The 18,992-nt window shown below is 59.3% G+C and carries 18 protein-coding genes; 14 read left to right on the plus strand and 4 right to left on the minus strand.

The window, feature by feature from the left end:
- The first annotated feature begins 42 nt into the window (after positions 1 to 42).
- From C1X29_RS19870 to rssC, 3 genes are all read left to right on the plus strand, one after another.
- Positions 43 to 732, plus strand: coding sequence for a VacJ family lipoprotein (locus C1X29_RS19870; protein WP_085748352.1), 690 nt, complete (start codon positions 43 to 45; stop codon positions 730 to 732).
- A 322-nt stretch (positions 733 to 1,054) separates the two neighbouring features.
- Complete coding sequence (gene rssB, locus C1X29_RS19875) at positions 1,055 to 2,236, plus strand: two-component system response regulator RssB (RefSeq protein WP_041475374.1); 1,182 nt, start codon at positions 1,055 to 1,057, stop codon at positions 2,234 to 2,236.
- Positions 2,236 to 2,718 carry an anti-sigma factor antagonist RssC gene (rssC, locus tag C1X29_RS19880; RefSeq protein ID WP_003226553.1) on the plus strand — a complete coding sequence of 161 codons (483 nt, stop codon included), beginning with the start codon at positions 2,236 to 2,238 and terminating at the stop codon, positions 2,716 to 2,718. Before rssB ends, rssC begins: the two co-directional genes overlap by 1 nt.
- Positions 2,719 to 2,791: 73 nt before the next feature.
- Here the strand turns inward: rssC and tal are convergent, their stop codons facing one another.
- Entirely contained in the window at positions 2,792 to 3,718 is a 927-nt protein-coding gene (gene tal, locus C1X29_RS19885; protein ID WP_102688112.1) for a transaldolase, read from the minus strand.
- A 188-nt stretch (positions 3,719 to 3,906) separates the two neighbouring features.
- Positions 3,907 to 4,851, minus strand: coding sequence for a glycosyl hydrolase family 5 (locus C1X29_RS19890; RefSeq protein WP_102718174.1), 945 nt, complete (start codon positions 4,849 to 4,851; stop codon positions 3,907 to 3,909).
- A gap of 290 nt (positions 4,852 to 5,141) precedes the next feature.
- Between C1X29_RS19890 and C1X29_RS19895 the strand changes: the two genes are divergently transcribed.
- Genes C1X29_RS19895 through C1X29_RS19930 form a run of 8 tightly spaced genes read left to right on the plus strand, consistent with a single transcriptional unit; the run spans position 5,142 to position 14,628 of the window.
- Entirely contained in the window at positions 5,142 to 5,582 is a 441-nt protein-coding gene (locus tag C1X29_RS19895; protein ID WP_102718175.1) for a low molecular weight protein-tyrosine-phosphatase, read from the plus strand.
- Positions 5,583 to 5,620: 38 nt separating this feature from the next.
- Positions 5,621 to 7,843 carry a polysaccharide biosynthesis tyrosine autokinase gene (locus tag C1X29_RS19900; RefSeq protein WP_102718176.1) on the plus strand — a complete coding sequence of 741 codons (2,223 nt, stop codon included), beginning with the start codon at positions 5,621 to 5,623 and terminating at the stop codon, positions 7,841 to 7,843.
- A 41-nt stretch (positions 7,844 to 7,884) separates the two neighbouring features.
- Complete coding sequence (locus tag C1X29_RS19905) at positions 7,885 to 8,961, plus strand: glycosyltransferase (protein WP_102718177.1); 1,077 nt, start codon at positions 7,885 to 7,887, stop codon at positions 8,959 to 8,961.
- A gap of 14 nt (positions 8,962 to 8,975) precedes the next feature.
- Entirely contained in the window at positions 8,976 to 10,088 is a 1,113-nt protein-coding gene (locus C1X29_RS19910; protein ID WP_039772772.1) for a polysaccharide pyruvyl transferase family protein, read from the plus strand.
- Entirely contained in the window at positions 10,085 to 11,317 is a 1,233-nt protein-coding gene (locus C1X29_RS19915; RefSeq protein ID WP_102718178.1) for a polysaccharide biosynthesis C-terminal domain-containing protein, read from the plus strand. The genes C1X29_RS19910 and C1X29_RS19915 overlap by 4 nt, the downstream gene beginning before the upstream one ends.
- A complete protein-coding gene (locus C1X29_RS19920) occupies positions 11,308 to 12,411 on the plus strand; it encodes a hypothetical protein (protein ID WP_011335164.1) in 1,104 nt (367 codons plus the stop codon). The genes C1X29_RS19915 and C1X29_RS19920 overlap by 10 nt, the downstream gene beginning before the upstream one ends.
- 12 nt (positions 12,412 to 12,423) lie before the next feature.
- A complete protein-coding gene (locus C1X29_RS19925) occupies positions 12,424 to 13,467 on the plus strand; it encodes an acyltransferase family protein (RefSeq protein ID WP_102718179.1) in 1,044 nt (347 codons plus the stop codon).
- Between the two features lie 12 nt (positions 13,468 to 13,479).
- On the plus strand, positions 13,480 to 14,628 hold the full coding sequence (locus tag C1X29_RS19930; protein ID WP_102718180.1) for a GDSL-type esterase/lipase family protein: 1,149 nt from the start codon (positions 13,480 to 13,482) through the stop codon (positions 14,626 to 14,628).
- Positions 14,629 to 14,631: 3 nt separating this feature from the next.
- Here the strand turns inward: C1X29_RS19930 and C1X29_RS19935 are convergent, their stop codons facing one another.
- A complete protein-coding gene (locus C1X29_RS19935; RefSeq protein ID WP_007951628.1) occupies positions 14,632 to 15,039 on the minus strand; it encodes a hypothetical protein in 408 nt (135 codons plus the stop codon).
- Between the two features lie 46 nt (positions 15,040 to 15,085).
- Positions 15,086 to 15,919: a UTP--glucose-1-phosphate uridylyltransferase GalU gene (galU, locus tag C1X29_RS19940; RefSeq protein ID WP_011335161.1), complete on the minus strand. Its 834-nt coding sequence runs from the start codon at positions 15,917 to 15,919 to the stop codon at positions 15,086 to 15,088.
- Positions 15,920 to 16,299: 380 nt separating this feature from the next.
- Between galU and galE the strand changes: the two genes are divergently transcribed.
- The 3 genes from galE (at position 16,300) to C1X29_RS19955 (ending at position 18,986) form a co-directional block, all read left to right on the plus strand.
- Entirely contained in the window at positions 16,300 to 17,316 is a 1,017-nt protein-coding gene (gene galE / locus C1X29_RS19945; protein ID WP_039772766.1) for a UDP-glucose 4-epimerase GalE, read from the plus strand.
- 227 nt (positions 17,317 to 17,543) lie between these two features.
- Positions 17,544 to 17,780, plus strand: a complete 237-nt coding sequence (locus C1X29_RS19950; protein WP_003226528.1) for a hypothetical protein — start codon at positions 17,544 to 17,546, stop codon at positions 17,778 to 17,780.
- A gap of 90 nt (positions 17,781 to 17,870) precedes the next feature.
- Positions 17,871 to 18,986: a polysaccharide biosynthesis/export family protein gene (locus tag C1X29_RS19955; protein WP_173940200.1), complete on the plus strand. Its 1,116-nt coding sequence runs from the start codon at positions 17,871 to 17,873 to the stop codon at positions 18,984 to 18,986.
- Positions 18,987 to 18,992 lie beyond the last annotated feature (6 nt).

The following is an 18,992-nucleotide window of genomic DNA, read 5'->3' on the forward strand; positions in this document are numbered from 1 at the left end:
CGCGGCCCAGGTGCTGCGTCCGTACTATCCAAGGAGTTTTCTATGCGCTGGAGCCATCCTCTTGCTCAGCTTTGTGTATGTGCCAGCGTGACGCTGGTGCCGTTCGCCGCTCAGGCTGCAACGGAAGAAGACCCTTGGGAAAGCGTCAACCGTCCGATCTTCCAGTTCAACGATTTCGTCGACACCTATGCGCTGAAGCCTCTGGCGCAGGGCTACGAATTTGTTACTCCGCAATTCCTGGAAGACGGCATTCACAACATGTTCCGCAACGTCGGTGATGTCACCAACCTGGCGAACAACATTCTTCAGGCCAAACCGGCCGCCGCTGGCGTCGACACCGCTCGCCTGATCTTCAACACCACTTTCGGCCTGCTCGGTTTCTTCGATGTCGGCACCAAAATGGGCCTGAACCGCAGCGACGAAGACTTCGGCCAGACCCTCGGCTATTGGGGCGTCGGCAGCGGCCCTTACGTGATGCTGCCGCTGATGGGCCCGAGCACCCTGCGCGACGCGCCGTCCAAGTACGTCGACAGCTTCACCGGCCCGTACCGCTACATCAACGATGTGCCGGTGCGTAACTCGATTTTCGGCCTGAACATCGTCGACACCCGCGCCAGCCTGCTGTCGAGCGAGAAGCTGATCAGCGGCGACAAGTACACCTTCATCCGCAACGCCTACCTGCAGAACCGCGAGTTCAAGGTCAAGGACGGGCAGGTCGAAGACGATTTCTGATCTCGATTGATCAGTACAAAAGGGCGACCGCGAGGTCGCCTTTTTTGTGGGCGCGTCCAATGATTGGGTTACGGTTGAAGCCGTTCTTATAACTGCGAGTGATTTGACAAACAAAGTCTCCAAGCGACCATCGGCGCATGCTTGAAACGCTCGAAGGATGGGAGTACCGTCTGCGCCTTAGAAGGGCACCTCTGGTGCAACCGTGTGCGGGACGAACGCTCCGAAGCGGTGCAGCAGAGAGGCTAGAAAGCGAATCCAGTAGTCTGTGCCGGGCCGTTGCCCCGCCTGCTACGCCAACCTAATTCTGGCGCCGTTTGCCCACATGCCAAAAACCAGTGCCACGCTGCTGATAATCGATGATGACGAAGTAGTGCGCGCGAGCCTCGCGGCCTATTTGGAAGACAGTGGTTTCAGCGTCTTGCAGGCCAGTAACGGCCAGCAGGGTCTTCAGGTATTCGAGCAAGACACGCCCGACTTGGTCATCTGCGATCTGCGCATGCCGCAGATGGGCGGTCTCGAACTCATCCGTCAGGTCACTGAGCGGTCACCGCAGACTCCGGTGATCGTGGTCTCGGGCGCCGGCGTGATGAACGACGCGGTCGAGGCCCTGCGCCTGGGCGCGGCGGACTACCTGATCAAGCCTCTCGAAGATCTGGCCGTGCTCGAGCACTCCGTGCGCCGGGCCCTGGATCGTGCGCGTCTGCTGCTGGAAAACCAGCGCTACCGCGAGAAGCTGGAAAAGGCCAACCGCGAACTCGAAGCCAGCCTGAACCTGCTCCAGGAAGACCAGAACGCCGGTCGCCAGGTGCAGATGAACATGCTGCCGGAAAGTCCGTGGGCCATCGACGAATTCAGGTTCGCGCACCAGATCATCCCGTCGCTGTACCTGTCGGGTGATTTTGTCGACTACTTCCGGGTTGACGAGCGCCGGGTGGCGTTCTATCTGGCGGACGTGTCCGGTCATGGCGCCTCTTCGGCGTTCGTCACCGTGCTGTTGAAGTTCATGACCACGCGCTTGTTGTTCGAATCCAAGCGCAACGGCACGCTGCCGGAATTCAAGCCTTCGGAAGTCCTCGGTCATATCAACCGGGGGCTGATCAGTTGTAAGCTGGGTAAACACGTCACAATGGTCGGTGGAGTCATCGACGAGGAGACCGGTTTGTTGACCTATAGCATCGGCGGCCATCTGCCGTTGCCTGTGTTGTACACGCCTGACAGTGTTCGCTACCTCGAGGGGCGCGGTCTGCCCGTGGGGCTTTTCAATGAAGCCACCTACGAAGACCACGTGCTCGAACTGCCACCGACGTTCAGCCTGACGCTGATGTCTGATGGCATTCTGGATCTTTTGCCAGAGCCCACACTCAAAGAGAAAGAAGCCGCTTTACCGCAAAAGGTAAAGTCGGCGGGCGGCAGCCTGGATGGTCTGCGGCAGGTTTTTGGATTGGCCACGCTAGGGGAGATGCCGGATGATATCGCCCTGTTGGTGTTGAGCAGGAATCTTTGATGAGTACCGGTAGAATCCAGTTCGCCGAGCAGGATGGCACCTTCGTCCTGAAGTTCGTCGGTGAAGTTCGCCTGACCCTGTGTTCGGCGTTGGATGCGACTATTGAAAAAATCTTCACCGCGCTGAATTTCAACGCGATCGTGATCGATTTAACCGAAACCCGCAGCATCGACAGCACCACCTTGGGCCTGTTGGCCAAGCTGTCGATCCTGTCGCGGCAGAAGGTCGGCCTGCTGCCGACCGTGGTCACCACCCACGAGGACATTACCCGTCTGTTGCAGTCGATGGGTTTCGAGCAGGTGTTCAATATCGTCAACCATCCCGTGCCGTGCCCGGAATGCCTCGATGACCTGCCGGATCAGGATCAGTCGGAAGAGGTGGTGCGGATCAAGGTGCTCGAAGCGCACAAGATCCTCATGGGCCTGAACGACTCCAACCGCGAAGCCTTCCATGACCTGGTGAATGCCCTCGAACGGCACTGATCAGCCAGAACGCGAGGCACAAAAAAGGGCGAACCTGTGAGGGTTCGCCCTTTTTGCATTTGCGCTCGGCCGATTACAGCTTGGCTTGCAGCAGCGCCTCGAGTTTTTCCTGGTCACGGGCAAACTGACGGATGCCTTCGGCCAGTTTCTCGGTGGCCATCGCGTCTTCGTTGGACAACCAGCGGAATTGCGATTCGTTGAGGCTCAGGCGCGCTTCGCCGGCATGGCCCGGAGCGAGTTTGCGTTCCAGCTTACCGGTGTCGGCTGCCAGCTTGTCGATCAGGTCCGGGCTGATGGTCAGACGGTCGCAGCCGGCCAATTGCTCGATCTGATTGAGGTTGCGGAAGCTCGCGCCCATGACCACGGTCTTGTAGTCATTGGCCTTGTAGTAATTGTAGATGCGCGTCACGGACTGCACGCCCGGATCGTCGGCACCGGTGTAGTCGTTGCCGTTGGCCTTCTTGTACCAGTCGTAGATGCGGCCCACGAACGGCGAGATCAGGAACACGCCGGCATCGGCGCAGGCAGCGGCCTGAGCGAAGGAGAACAGCAGGGTCAGGTTGGTCTGGATGCCTTCCTTCTCCAGGACTTCGGCGGCACGGATGCCTTCCCAGGTCGAGGCGATCTTGATCAGCACGCGGTCACGGCCGACGCCGGCCTTGTCGTACAGTTCGATCAGGCGATGGGCACGCTTGAGCATCGCGTCCTTGTCGAACGACAGGCGCGCATCCACTTCGGTGGAAATGCGGCCCGGAATGACCTTGAGGATTTCCTGACCGACTGCGACGCCGAAACGGTCGCTGGCCAGGCCGACATCGCCCTTGCAGTCGCGCACGCTGGCGTTCAGCAGTTCGGCGTAGGCCGGAATCGCGGCTGCCTTGAGCAGCAGGGAAGGGTTGGTGGTGGCGTCGACCGGTTTGACCCGGGCAATCGCTTCGAAGTCGCCGGTGTCGGCCACGACGGTGGTGAACTGTTTGAGTTGTTCCAGCTTGGAAGTCATGAGCGTGCTCTGTCCTATGGGTCTGGTGACATTACCCGAGCGCCGACAGCCACTCAAGGGCATGTCGGCGTATCGAGCGCCCCGGTGGCAACAACCTGAAAACGGCTGTTTGAAAGGCGGGGCGCGTTATCGATCAATACGATGCCAAAAAGAACCACAGGTTCAAAGCAACCGACCCGCTGTACGGCTTAATCGGCGTTCAAATGCGTCGAGACCGCCGCCTGTGCCGGTTTCGGCTGGCCATCGGAGGTCAGCAGGCCGAAATTCTTCTCCCGGTCGTTGCTCCCCGACTCGCTGTTCTTCCATTCATAAATCGACGTCAGCGGAATGTTGAGTTTTTTAACATCCGCGATGAACGCAGAGATTTTACTGGCTTGCCCTTCCGGCCCACCGTTTGAAGCGAGCGCCGAGATGCCCCATTCACTGATGACGCCCGGCAGACGGAAGTTTTGCTGAATGAAGTTCTGCGCGTTAATGATCTGTGTCGCGGTCATGCCGTAGGGGTGGTAGGAAATGGCGTCCAGGCACTCAGGATAGGTGCCGAGAATGCTGTTGAGTGCCACGGTCGAGGCGGAACCGGCCGTCGGCGGGCGGGCAAAACCGAAGCCTACCAGAGGCGTCGATTGCGGTTTGCCCTGCAGCGTCTTGCACATGGCCGTCATGAACGGCACGAAGGTGTTTTTGAAGTCTCCGGTGGGCCAGTAGGTGTCGAGATCCGGCTCGTTCCAGATTTCGATCCCCACCAATTGCGTGCTCCATGCTTGCTCAAGCCCGCTCACCGCGTTGGCGAACGCTTCACCGGCGGTTGTCAGGTCGCCGGTCAACGGCTTGGTGGCGCGCACAGTCATCAAGACCGGCAAGCCGGCGGACCTCGCCGCCGCGAACGCATCGCTGATCTGTTTCTGATAGGCCTTGGCGCCGAGGCTGTCGCTCCACACGCCGAAGCGCACGAAACTGAATCCCGCCGCCTTGATCTGCTCGGCGTCGGCCGGGGTGAAGTTCTGGATCTTGACCTGAACGCCGATGGTTCTGGCGGGCAGTGACGGGAACAACGTGCTGGCGTGAACCTGCGCGGTAGCACTGAGCATCAACAGGGCGGCGGCACCAAGATGTTTGAGATGTGCTGATTTCATGTCTGCTCTCCTGATGAGAATGACATCTAGCCAATTGTTATCTCGTTGCCTGTATTTCGATGACGAAGAGGGCGCGAAGTGCACGAATGTTATTTTTTGTCGGAAAACTTTCGCCCGAAAATCACAGTTATTTTTAGTCCGGTAATTCTGGTTGGGGGACTTTTAGAGGCCGTGGTACTTAATGCATCGGTATTAAGGGTGAATCTATTTCCGAGTGAGGGAAGGTCTTGCGGGTTCATTCGAATGTGCAAGGCATGTTGGCCGATTGACATTACACGGGAAAGTAAACCTTGTTCAAAAAGATTCTTGTCGTTTGCGTAGGCAATATCTGCCGAAGTCCGACAGCGGAACTTCTGTTGCGCAAAGCACTGACACCTTCGGCGATCAGCGTGACCTCCGCAGGCCTGTCTGCACGGGTCGGCGAAGGCATGGAGTCGACCGCGCGCCAGGTGCTGGAAGACCGCGGACACAGTGCCGAAGGGTTCACGGCGCGGCAACTGACAGCGGACATCGTCAATGAATCAGACCTGATTCTGGTCATGGAAAAACAACATGTTAATCAAGTACTGAAGATTGCCTCTCACGCCAGGGGCAAAGTGTTTCTGCTGGGCAAGTGGCAGAGCGAACGAGAAATACAGGACCCGTATCGTCAGGGGCAAGCCGCTTTTATTCATGCCCATGCATTGATTGAAGATGCTGTTAGCTCATGGGCGCAACGCCTGGCGCGTTGATGAATATTCTTCAGTTCAGTGAATGGTAAGAAAGACTTATGCAGTTACCGTCAGTAATCGGCACCCGTGAAAATGATCAAGACAGTATTGATCTTCTCGGCATCTTCGGCAGCCTGATCGATCAGAAGTGGTTGATCGGTGCGTTCACCGGCGCGTTCATGATGACCGGTGTGGCCTATGCGATTTTGGCCACGCCGGTGTATCTGGCCAACGCGCTGGTGCAGGTCGAACCGAAAAAGAACGACATGCTCGGTTTTTCCGACCTCAACAGCATGCTCGGCGGGCAATCGCCGTCGGTGACCGAAATCGGCATCATCAAATCCCGCGCAGTGATCGGCAAGACGGTCGACGATCTGCGCCTGGATATCGACGTCACCCCCAACACCTTTCCACTGATCGGCGGCTTTCTCTCCCGGCGCTATCGCGGTGAGACCGAACTCAGCGTCGCGCCGCCGCGTTTCGGCCTGAGCAGCTACGCCTGGGGCGGTGAGCGTCTGGAGTTTGCGAAGCTCAATCTGCCCAAGGAACTGCTGGGCAAGAAACTCACCCTGATTGCCGGCGAACAACATCGCTTTCAGCTGTTGGACGACAACGACAACCTGTTGGTAGAAGGCGTGGCGGGCGAAGCCTTCGCCCAGGACGGCGTAGAAGGGCAGGTCGCGCAACTGTTGGCCAATCCCGGAACCCGTTTCGAAGTGGTGCGCTACCCGCGCATCGTGACCATCCAGGGTTATCAGGACGCGCTGGACATCTCCGAGCAAGGCAAGGAGTCGGGCATCATCCGCCTGGCCCTGGCCAGCAGCGACGCCGCCGAAGCGGTGAAGATCCTCAACAAGATCGCTTCGCTGTACGTCGATCAGAACGTGCGCCGCACTTCGGCCGAAGCGGCGCAGAGCCTGGCCTTCCTGCAAAGCCAGTTGCCGCAGGTCAAACGCGATCTGGCCAAGGCCAGCGATGCGCTCAACGCCTACCAGACCCACGGCAAGACCGTGAACATCTCGCTGGAAACCCAATCGGTGCTCGGCCAGTCCGTGGCGCTCGAAACGCGGATTTCCGAGCTGAAACTGCAACAGGCGGAGATGGATCGCAAGTTCACCAAACAGCACCCGGCCTACCGCGCGCTGATGACCCAGATTGGCGAATTGACCCAGCAACAGCGCTCGCTGGAAGGCAAGGTTCAGGACCTGCCAGCCACGCAGCAGGAACTGCTCAACCTGACCCGCGATGTCGAAGTCGCCTCGCAGATCTACACCCAGTTGCTGAACAAATCCCAGGAGCTGGACATCGTTCGCGCCGGTGCTGTGGGTAACGTGCGCCTGGTGGATACGGCGGACGTCGACCTGACCAGCCCGGTCAAACCGAAAAAAGCCCTGATCGTGCTGATCGCCACCTTCCTCGGCGCCTTCGTCGGCGTGGCGCTGGTGCTGTTGCGCAAATCCCTGAGCAAGGGCCTGGAAGGGCCGGAAGGCATCGAGCAGCTCGGCTTGCCGGTCTACGCGTCGATCCCCTACAGCGCCCTGCAACAGGAAGAGGACAGCAAAAAAGTCCGGGCCAAAGTCGCGGCGGACACGCCGGCGTATCTGCTGGCCCTGCGCAACCCGACGGACCTGTCCATCGAATCGATCCGCAGCCTGCGCACCTGCCTGCACTTCGCCGCACTGGATTCGACCAACAACCGCATCATGATTTCCGGCCCGAGCCCGCAGGTCGGCAAGACCTTCGTCTCTTCCAACCTCGCAGCGGTCATGGCGCAAAGCGGGCAGCGCGTGGTGCTGATCGACGCCGACATGCGCAAGGGGCATCTGCACAAGACGCTGAACACGCCGATCACCAACGGTTTGTCCGATCTGCTGGTCAAGCGCTGCACCCTCGAACAGGCAATCAACAAGGTCGAAGTCGACAACCTGCACTTCATCAGCCGTGGCCAGGTTCCACCGAACCCTTCCGAGCTGTTGATGCACGCCAATTTCCGCGAACTGCTGGCGCAACTCAGCGAGCGCTATGACGTGGTGATCATCGACACGCCACCGCTGCTGGCCGTGACCGATGCGGCGATTGTCGGTCGCGAAGCCGGCATCAGCCTGATCGTCGCGCGGTTCGGGGTGAACCCGGCCAAGGAAATCGAAATGACGATCCGTCGTTTCGCCCAGAACGGTATCGAGTTGAAGGGCGCGGTGTTCAACGGCGTCGAGAAGCGTGCGGCCAGCTATTACGGCAACGGCAGCTATTACAACTACGAATACGCGTCCGACCAGTCCTGAAATTCAGCGACGGTCCTTACAGGCATGAAAGTGGGTGGGTTGTGAAAAAAATACTGCACGTGGCGGAAACGATCAAAGGTGGGGTGGCGACGGTCATCCGCACGATTTCGGCGGCTCCGGAAGACGGGCGCTATGAGCTGGTGTATCTGGTCCCGCTCGACCAGAAGAAAGAACTGCACGGCATCGATGCACAGCAGATCCGCACCTTCGCCCGAAGCGGGCGGAATGTGCCGTCGCTGCTGCGTTTTGCCTGGCAACTGGCGCGGGTCCTGCTCAAGGAAAAACCCGATGTGGTGCATCTGCACAGCACCTTTTCCGGGGTGATCGGCCGTTGCGTGTGCGTGCTCCTGCGGCCGTGGCGCAAGCCGAAAATCGTCTACTGCCCCCATGCGTTTTCGTTCCTGATGGAAAGCTCGCCGATCAAGCAGAAAGTCTATGCGTGGATCGAGCGGGTGCTGCAGAAGGTCACGGACAAGATCATTTGCGTCAGCCAGTTCGAACTGGACAAGGCCGCGAAGTTTGGCATCGAGCGCAAGCGCATGACGCTGATCTACAACGGCATCGATCACAAGCATGAAGAACGCAAGGCCAACGATCCGGCACCGATTCATCTGCTGTTCGTCGGTCGCCTCGACTACCAGAAAGGCTTCGACGTATTGCTCAAGGCCTACAGCGAAGCAAAACGCAGCGACCTGAAACTGACGGTGGTGGGCAGTGCGGTGAACGAGGACGTCGTCGAATGTCCGCCGCTGGACGGGGTGGAATACCTGCCCTGGGTGACGCCAACCGAAGTGCACGCGCTGTATCAGAAAGCCGATGCGCTGATCGTGCCGAGCCGCTGGGAAGGCTTTGCCATGGTGCCGCTGGAAGGCATGGCTCTGGGCCTGCCGGTGATTGCCAGCGACTGCACGTCGTTGCCCGAATTGGTCACCCATGGTGTGTCCGGTTACGTGTTCCCCGCCGGTGATCACCAGGCGCTGGCCGAGCGCCTGAAGAAAATCCAGAAGCCTGCGTTGTCGGCTCTCGGCATCGAAGGTCGGCGCATCGTCCGCGAGCGTTTCAGCGCCGCGTTGATGATCCGCCAGACCTACGACGTGTATTCCGCTCCCTCTTATTAAGTAGAACTCCGCTCATGAACGTAACGATTTTGCATGGCTACAGTGCCTCCAATTCCGGCGATGGTCTGCTGGTCGATCTGGCCATTGCGCTGGTGCAGCGCAACTTTGGCGAAGACACCGCGATCAGCGTCGTGGCGTCCGATCCGGACTCTTTCAAGTACCTGCCGCACCCGCGTTTCGACGCGCCGGTGATGGCGGCCAAGGGTTTGGGCCGAGTCAAACAGGCGGTGTTTCTCAATCAGTCCTACGCCGGGTTGGCGGATCTGTTGAAGAAAACCGATCTGATCGTCGGTGTCGGCGGCGGCTACATGCGCTCGAAAAGTGCCTTCGAGCACATCAAGCTGAAACTCGGCCACGCCAAGCAGCTGGAAACCGCGATCCTCAGCAAAGTGCCGTCGGTGTACCTGCCGCAAAGCATCGGGCCGTTCCACGGCGACAGCGACAAGATCGTCGGCCATTACGCCAGCGCCGACGCGGTGTTCGTGCGCGATAACCGTTCCTCGGCGCTGTTCGATGCCTGTGAAAATGTCTACCGCGCACCGGACCTCGCGGTGCAGGCGCTGGCCGGCAAGATCCTTCAGCAACCCAAGTTCACCCGCTGCGCCTCGACGCCGGCCACGGTGTGCGTAGTGCTGCGCAAACCGCCCGCGTGGAGCAAGGAAAAGAAACTCGCCTATGTGGCCAACCTGAAAGTGCTGCTGCAGCGTTTGAAGAACAAAAGCAAAGTGGTCTGCGCCGTACAGAGCGCCGTGCGCGGTAATGATGACGGCGCGTTCTATCGCGAGCTGGGCATCACCGAAGACCTGTTGCCGCTGAAGGCAACGCTGGCCAAATACCAACCGGACCTGGTGATTTCCGTACGCCTGCACGGCGCGATCGAATCGCTGCTCTCGGGTGTCCCGGCGTATCACATCAGCTACGAGCGCAAAGGCTTCGGCGCCTATCAGGACATGGGCGTCGAAGACTGGGTCATCAACGGCGGCGACATCAATGTCGACACCATCATCGACACGGTTTACGCGCCTGACGCGCTGTCGAATTTCGGCAAACGCCTGACCGACACCTGCCGTGAGATCGAGGCGAAAACCGTGGCCATGGACGACATCATCAAGGGCGTCATTCGATGATATTCCGGCTGTTGCTGCGGGGCGGGGCACTGGGCGCGAAGTTCTTGCTGGTGCTCGCCATTACCCATTACCTCGGTTACGAGGCGCTGGGTTTTTACGGCGTGGTGGTCGCGGCGTCGTTGATCGCGTCGAAGTTCTACAGCGTCGGTTTCAGTTCCGAAATCAATCGGCTGATCAGCGTGGGCGGCAGTTCGCGACGGGTCGTGGACAAGGTGCTGCTGCTGTACCTGGCCGTGGGCCTGGCGTTGTCGGTGCTGACGGTGGTGATTTATTCACTGTTCCAGTCGGTGGAGGCAACCACCGCGCTGATCGCTTGCGTGACGCTGGTGCTGCTCACCGAACACCTGTCGTTCGAGATCAACTCGTTCGTGTTTTCCGCACAGAAAGCCACGGCGGGTGCGCTGCTGTTTTTCATCAAGACCGGACTTTGGGCGTTGCTGGCCGTGGGCGGGATGGCGCTCGGCTGGGTGTCCGCAATCGCCAGCGTGTTGTGGCTGTGGGTCATCGCCAACGTGCTGGTGATCGTCGCCGGTTACCTGATCGTGGTGAATGTTCATCGTGGGCGGGAAGAGGGAACGCTGGCCACCGCCGCAGTGTGGAAAGCCGGGTTGCCGTTTTACCTCGGCACTGGCCTGATCGCCCTGAGTCAGTATGCCGAACGCTTTCTGATCATTGATCTCGAGCCCTACGCCAGTCTCGGTAAATACGTGTACGCGTGGTCGGCGGCCAACACCTTGCAAGCGCTGTCCTACGCGGTGGTGGCGGTGGTCGGCATTCCGCTGCTCGCCAAGCGTTATCAGGCCGATCAGCAACCGTTCACGGTCCGGCAGTTGTTCGTGAACAAGTGGGTCGCACGTTCGCTGGCGGTGTCGGCGGTAGTCGCGGTGGGGATTTATCTGTTCTTCAACGTGGTGCTCGATTACGTCGCCACCAGCGTTCCGCGTCCGGACAACGGCATCCTCGGCGTGCTGATTTTCTCCTTCGCCCTGCGCGCCATTGGCGACATCGTCTGGGGCGGGTTGATCGCCTCGAAAAACAGTCGGGTGTCCCTGGCCAGCGCGGCCATTTGTCTGCTGGTTTCAGTGCCGGTCAGTTACCTGCTGATCAAGCACTACTCGATTTACGGCGCGGCCTGGGGCAACGTCTTCGCGATCATCGTGCAGCTCGCCGTGATTGCGCTGCTGACTCGTGCCACGCGCGCGAAAAAGGCTGTCGTGTCATGGGCCTGAAACTGCCGTGCATCGAGTTTCGCGGCCGCCGTCTCGATTCGTCGCTGTCGTTCCTGATCCTGTTCACCGGGCTGTTTCTGTCCGTGGCGATGCCGCTCTTGGTGCCGCGCGATCCGGGCCCGGACGCGATGACCCTGTGGTCGTCCTATGCCCGGGCCGACAACTGTAATTTCTGGAACCCGTTCTCGCCGGATCGCTCGTCCTACGAGTGTTCGGCGTTCCTGCTGCGGCCCACCGGGATCAACCTGACCAACGCCTGGGCCTACGGGATGTTCTGCAACTTTTTCCTCACGGCGATTCCCGTGGTGGTGTTCCGGCGCATGCCGCTGACCATCTTCGGAACCCTGTGCCTGTGGGGCATCGTGCGTTCGTTTTTCCTGGAAAACCTGACCAAGGAAATCATCGTGTCGGTGGCGGTGTTGAGCATTCTGTTCAGCTCGCTGACACGCAAATATCGCGGCGGATTTTTCCTCTCGGCGGTGATCTACGGCGTGCTGATCCGGCCCTACTGGATTTTGTTTTCGCTGTCCTGGGTCGGCGTCTGCGTCATGAAGAAATACGTCTCGCGCACCACCTTCTTCCTGATGCTGTTCCTGTTCTATCTCGCGGTTGCAATGGCGATCCAATTGGCGCTGGGCTTTCCGGTGTCGTCGATTCGCGCCAGCAACAACGAACTGCGCACTGCGGGCGAGGAGGGGTCCAAATCGCTGATCGTGTCGTGGCTCAGCGGCAGCGACTTCGTCTCGCAGGCCCTGGACTCGATGATCATTTTCTTCCGCTTGTCGTTCCCCGTTGAGCTGATCCTGCTGTCGGGGCCGGGTCAGGTGATCTTCGTCGCGTTGATGATCATGACCGCGCTGCTGCTGTTCAAAGTCATCACCTCGACCGATTACAAGGGCGCGCCGATCCAGACCAAACCCAAGGAACTGATCGCGATTCCGCTGGCGTTCCTGCTGGTTCAAGGCTTGTTCGAACCGGACTTCGGCTCGTTCGCCCGGCACTTTTCGATGGTGGTACCGGTGCTGTTCGTGGGCCTGGGGTTGATGTTGCGGGCGAACAAACCGGTGAAGGTTGAATCAAGAATTCTGAATTGAGGCGGGTGCTTTATGTCGAGCAAGAAAAAGTCCCTGGAGATCGAAACCCTGCGTGGCCTGGCGTGCCTGTTGCTGGTGCTTTATCACGTGATCGGGCCGTTGGGCGGTGGTTTGAAAATCGACATCGGCTCGCCGTTCCGGGTGATCGCCGATTCGATGGTGTACGTGCGCATGCCGCTGTTCACCTTCATCTCCGGCTACATCTATTCCATCTACAAGATTCGCGGCAATGACTTTTCCGCGTTCTTCAGCGGCAAGGTGCGGCGGCTGATCGTGCCGCTGTTTTGCGTGGGTGTACCGTTCTCGGTGTTGCAGGCGGTCGGGCCGGGCGTGAACAAGGACGTCAGCGTGATGGACGCGCTGTTGTCGTTCTACGTGCCGATCAACCACTTCTGGTTTCTGCAGGCGGTGTTCATCATTTTCATGTTCGTCGGCCTGCTGGAATGGCGCGGTTTGTTGCGTACACCGACGCGTCTGTATTTGCTGTTCGCGTTCGCGGCGGCGGTGTTCCTGTTGCCGCCGTTTCCGCTGGACGCATTCGGTATCAACGGGGCGATTTATCTGCTGCCGTTCTTCGTGGCGGGCATGATCGGCCAGGAGAAAGTCAGCGAGCTGAAGCAGACGTTCAAGGTGATCGGCCCGCTGGTGTTTGTGCTGATCTCGCTGACGCTGCTGTACGTGGCGTCGGTGGACCGTGAGCTGATTGTCGACCGCCGCAGCCTGATCGGCCTGACCGTGGGCTGCGTGTCGTGCATCGCGTTGCTGTCGAGTGACATGCGTTCGAAGGCGCTGACCTGGCTCGGCGGTTACTCCTATGCGATTTTCCTGTTTCATGTGCTGTTCGCCGCCGCGTCGCGCTCGATCCTCGGCCGCTTGGGCGTGAAAGACGAAAGCGTGCTGGTGTTCTGCGGCGTGACGTGTGGCTTGCTCGGGCCGGTGGTGTTGTCGATGATTTTCAGTCGGTTCAACTTCACCTCCGTGCTGTTCCTCGGCGAACGTGCCGCGACCAAGAAGAAACCTGCGGCGACCATCGCGCCGGTGGTGCAGATCCGATGAAGGAAGCGATTCATGCTGGCTGTTGATGATGTGCCGCCGGTGGCGGCGTCGGTGGTGCAAGTCGGCGACGCTCGCGAGCGGTTTGGCCAGTGGCGTGAAGGCAAGGCCGGCAAGGTCTTGTCGATCTCGGTGATCGGCGACAGCTACAGCGCGGGGCAGGACTTCTACCTGAACAAACTGGTGCAGCGCGTGGCCGGAGAGGTCGGGTTTTCCGGGCCGGGGTATGTCGGGTTCAACCACGGCGCAGCGTTGGGCGGCACGCATTTCAAATACACCCGCACTAGCGAGAAATACTTCGGCGGCGACTGGCAGGTCTCCGGCCTCGGCCAGGCCAGTCCTGACAGCCGCACGGTGACTGGGCGCCCCGGCGCCTGGCTGCAAGTCAACGCCAGCCCGACGCCTGCCATCAACACCGCCGTCACTCAGGCGAAACTGCTCTACCTCGGCAACGGTGAGTCCAGTGAATTGCGTTATCGCTGGTCACCCTCCGCCGACTGGCAGCCGTTGAAACTCGCAGGCGAGGGTGTTCAGGAAGTCCGGCTATCCGGCACGTCGGCAGCGACCGATTGGGCGTTCAGACTGGAAGTAGTGAAGGGCGCACCGACCCTGTTCGGCCTGTGGCTGAGTAACGATCAGAACGGGGTTCGGGTATCGAAACTGGCCGCGTCGGGTGCGGCATCTGCTGATTTCTATCACGACGATGCTCGCTGGCAGGCGCAGTGGAAAGCCGTGGTGTCGAAGATACCCGCAGACATTTACCTGATCATGCTCGGTGGCAACGATCAGGGTTTTGGCGTGAAGCCCGAGCAGTATCTGCATAACGTTCAGGGGCTGGTCGGCATGCTCCGCGAGATACAACCGGCAGCGAGCATCAACCTGATCCTGCGTCAGGACACCACCCGCTCCAGCGCCTATCCGATGTCGGCTTATGCGCAGGTCATCGAGCCCTGGGCCCGTGAGCAGCGTCTGGGTTACGCCAATCTGCAATGCGCGTTCGGTACGGACGTCAAACGCTACGCAGCGGCCATGATCGGGCCGGACAAGATTCATCCGCTGCCGGCCACGGGTGGGCGGGTGATTGCCGATTACTTCTATCGCTGGTTCGTGGGCGGACAGCAAAAAGTCTCGCCACAGGACAACTGTGGCGAGACTTCGAAGTAGCCGTCAGTTGTCGAACAGATCCAGATGGCTCAGCAGCTCTGCGGTTTTCTGCGGCATCAACTGCGTCACGCAACGGGTTTCCACGTTGACGATGATCGCCGGGTCGTTGCAGCAGATCCGCACGCGAAAACGCCAGTCGCTGAAAATCACTTTCAGGCCGTCGCGGTCATCGACCTCCAGCGCCTGTTCGCCGTAGATTCGTTTCAGGTGGGCGAGCAGGGGATAGGGATCGCGCATCGCTCGGCGTATGTCTCCGGACGAGGGAAACACGCCGAGGCGATCGACCAGCAGCAGGGTGCCCAGCCACGGGCCGTTGGCGCTGGGCAATGGCTGATGGCGGGATAACCAGCTCATCACCCCGAGGTTGTCCACCTCACGTTCAATCTCTGCGGAATGTTGTGCAATGTTCATGGTTGCCTCGTTGGCTGTGCGTGCTGCGATGGATCAGTGGGGCCGCTCAGCGGCCCTTCAGGTAAACGTTTTCGTAGCAGAAGTTGGTCGCCTGCAGGTAACCCTCGGCGTCGCCGCAGTCGAAGCGCAGGCCCTTGAATTTGTAGGCCAGCACGCAACCGTTCTGCGCCTGTTTCATCAGGGCGTCGGTGATCTGGATTTCGCCGCCCTTGCCCGGCTCGGTGTCGGCAATCAGGTCGAAGATGTCCGGCGTGAGGATGTAGCGGCCGATAATCGCCAGGTTCGACGGTGCGTCTTGCGGGGCCGGTTTTTCCACCATGTGGTTGACCCGGTAGATGCCCTCGGAAATCGCCTCGCCGGCGATCACGCCGTACTTGTGGGTCTGGTCGCGCGGCACTTCCTGGATGGCCACGATCGAGCAGCGGAATTTCTTGTATAGCTCGATCATCTGCGTCAGTACGCCGTCGCCTTCGAGGTTCAGGCACAGGTCGTCCGCCAGCACCACGGCGAAGGGCTCGTCGCCGATCAACGGGCGGCCGCTGAGAATCGCGTGGCCCAGGCCTTTCATTTCCACCTGACGGGTGTAGGAGAACGTGCAGGTGTCGATCAGCTCGCGAGTGCCGGCCAGGAACTTCTCTTTCTCGGTGCCACGAATCTGGTGTTCGAGTTCGTAGCTGATGTCGAAGTGGTCTTCCAGTGCGCGCTTGCCCCGTCCGGTGACGATGGCCATGTGTTGCAGGCCGGCGTCCCGTGCTTCTTCAACGGCGTATTCGATCAACGGCTTGTTGACGATCGGCAGCATTTCCTTGGGCATGGCTTTGGTGGCCGGCAAGAAACGCGTGCCATAACCGGCAGCGGGGAACAAACATTTACGGATCATAAAAGTTTCCTGGTCATTCATGGCGCACTGCCATCGTTTATTGCAATAACGAAAGGTTGCAAGTTATTGAAGCTGTACTTTAATACCTGACTCGGGAGATGAGTGGCAAATAGCAATGAGTGTAAAACACGACAATGTTATGAGATGTCGGTTTGACACTTATTGGTTATTTTTAGTCGGCATCCGTTGATAGTGATGAATGCGCGGGAGTGCTAATAAGTACCAGGCAATACAGTTTGGCTTGTAAAAATATTTATAGCCAGTGATTGAACTGTTTTTGTTTCTGGTTGTTGTCGCGTTGTTTGTGTGAATCAAGACACACATTAAACAAACAGCGCTTGACACGCGAGTTGGCACTTTTCCCACTTATGGACCGCGCTATGAAGATTCTGGTAACGGGTGGCGCCGGCTATATCGGCTCGCACACCACACTTGCACTACTTGAAGCAGGTTATGAAGTTGTAGTTCTGGATAATCTTTGCAACAGCAGCGACGCCGCCTTGCACGCGGTGGAAGCCATTTGCGGCAAAAGTGCGCTGATGATTCGCGGAGATGTCTGTGACCGGGCCCTGCTGGACCGGATTTTCCAGCAGCACGCCATCGATGCCGTGCTGCATTTCGCCGGGCTCAAGGCCGTGGGCGAGAGCGTGCGCAAGCCGCTCGAATACTACGAAACCAACGTCAGCGGCAGCATCACGCTGTGCCAGGCAATGGCAGCGGCGGGGGTGTTCCGGCTGGTGTTCAGCTCGTCCGCCACGGTCTACGGCGAGCCGGCGCAGATGCCGATCCGCGAGGATTTCCCGACCGGCACTCCGACCAATCCCTACGGCCAGTCCAAGCTGATCGTCGAGAACGTGCTGCGCGACCTGTGCCAGTCCGAACCGCGCTGGAGCATTGCGCTGCTGCGCTACTTCAACCCGATCGGCGCGCATCACAGCGGGCAGATGGGCGAAGACCCCAACGGCATCCCCAACAATCTGGTGCCTTACATCAGCCAGGTGGCGGTCGGCAGCCTCAAGGAGTTGTCGATCTTCGGCGATGATTACCCGACGGTCGACGGTACCGGCGTGCGTGATTACATCCATGTAGTGGATCTGGCGGACGGGCACCTGAAAGCCCTGCAAACCATCGCCGACCGTACCGGCATTCATACCTGGAACCTCGGCACCGGCGACGGCTACAGCGTGTTGCAGGTGCTGCGGGCTTTCGAACAGGCCTGTGGGCAGCCGGTACCTTACCGGGTGATGCCACGGCGTTCCGGGGATATTGCCGAGAGCTGGGCCGACGCCTCCAAGGCTGCCAAGGAACTCGGCTGGAAAGCCACACGCAACTTGCAGGACATGGTCACCGACACCTGGCGCTGGCAATCGAATCATCCCCGGGGTTATCAGGGATGATGGCGTTTTAGTGCAATGTTAGTTTCAGTCAGGTTGTTAGATATCGTCGGGAAATTAGACTGGCAATGCCTTTTGCAAGTCCGTAGATATAAACCTGCCGTTCGACTTTTATCAGTTGCGTAAGACTGTGAAAGAACAACGGATCTTGTTCGCGCTTTTTGCGACTTGAACTCTACCACCTCTAACCAACACCCGATGTTCAGGTGCAATGTTAGAAAGGAGTTGATATGAAGAAAGTGATGGCGATCGCCCTGTTGACGATGTTGAGCAACTGGGCCTCCGCAGCTGAAGCGCCGCTTACAGCAGTGACCAATGTATCTGGCAGTGTTGCGGCTTCTACAGCGCCTGCTGCCAGTACTGCCATGGTCGCCAGTGCTGTCGCGGCGTCCAACAGTGGTGGAAGTGCCAACGGCGGTACAACGGGTACCACCGGTACCACGGGTACAACCGGCACGCACAACTAACTGAAGTATCTGTTGGTGCAGTACAGGGTCGCCCGACGAAAGTCGGGTGACTTTGTTTTTGGATTCGCCCTTGAATAGCGTAGTGCCATTATGACCCGTCGTTTTTCTCTTTTATTGTTGGCAAGTATCGCTTTGCAAGGTTGCATGTTCTCCCCCGGCCAGTACCTGAGCACCAGTAGCATCACGCGCCAGGGCGCCAGCGAAAGCAGCCGGGTCGAGCTCATTCCGATCACCCCCAAGCTCATCGCCATGAACCGCGCCACGTACAAGCGTGAGTCGGTGCCGGCGGAGTTGTTGGCGACCCCGGCCGAATACCGCATTGGCAGCAACGATGTGCTGTACATCACGGTCTGGGATCACCCCGAGCTGACAGCCCCTTCGGGTGCGCAGCAGCAGATCGACGCCAACGGTCGTCTGGTGCGTTCCGACGGCACCTTGTATTACCCGTACATCAAGGAAGTCCAGGCCGCCGGCAAAACCATCCAGCAACTGCGTTCGGACATCGAGCAACGTCTCTCGGCGTTCATTGCCGAGCCGCAAGTGGATGTCGCGGTGCTGCGTTTCGCCAGCCAGAAAGTCGTGATCTCGGGCGCCGTCACCAAGGCCGGCCCCCAGGCGATATCGACCAACCCGCTGAGCGTGGTCGAGGCCCTCGGCTCGGCCGGTGTCGATACCAACAATGCCGACTTGTCCGGGCTGATGCTGACGCGCAACGGGCGGGTCTATCCGCTCAATCTCGATGCGCTCAATCAGCAGGATTCCGAATTGCAGAACGTCTACCTCAAGGGAGGCGATCAGCTGTATCTGCCGTACAACGACAACAAGCGCATCTACGTGATGGGCGAGGTCAACCAGCCCCGTGCGCTGAGCTTCAAGACCGCCACCATGAACCTGTCCGACGTGCTCGGCTCGGTTGGCGGCTTGAGCCAGACCACCTCCAACGGCAACGCCGTGTATGTGATTCGCGGGGTGGAAAACCTCGACGTCGAGCCGGCGAAAATCTATCAGCTGGAAGCCGAATCGCCGACCGCCATGGCGCTCGCCTCGCACTTCGAAGTGCGGCCTCAGGACGTGGTCTATGTCGGGCCTGCCAACGTGACGCGCTGGAATCGCCTGATCAGCCAGTTGGTGCCGTCGGCATCGATTGTCGGGACGGGGGCTTCCGCTGCGAAGAACTGGAGCGAATACAGTAACAACAGCAAATAAGGCCGC

The organism is Pseudomonas sp. GW456-12-10-14-LB2 (assembly GCF_002884345.1).
GTDB classification, from domain to species: Bacteria; Pseudomonadota; Gammaproteobacteria; order Pseudomonadales; family Pseudomonadaceae; genus Aquipseudomonas; species Aquipseudomonas paraglycinae.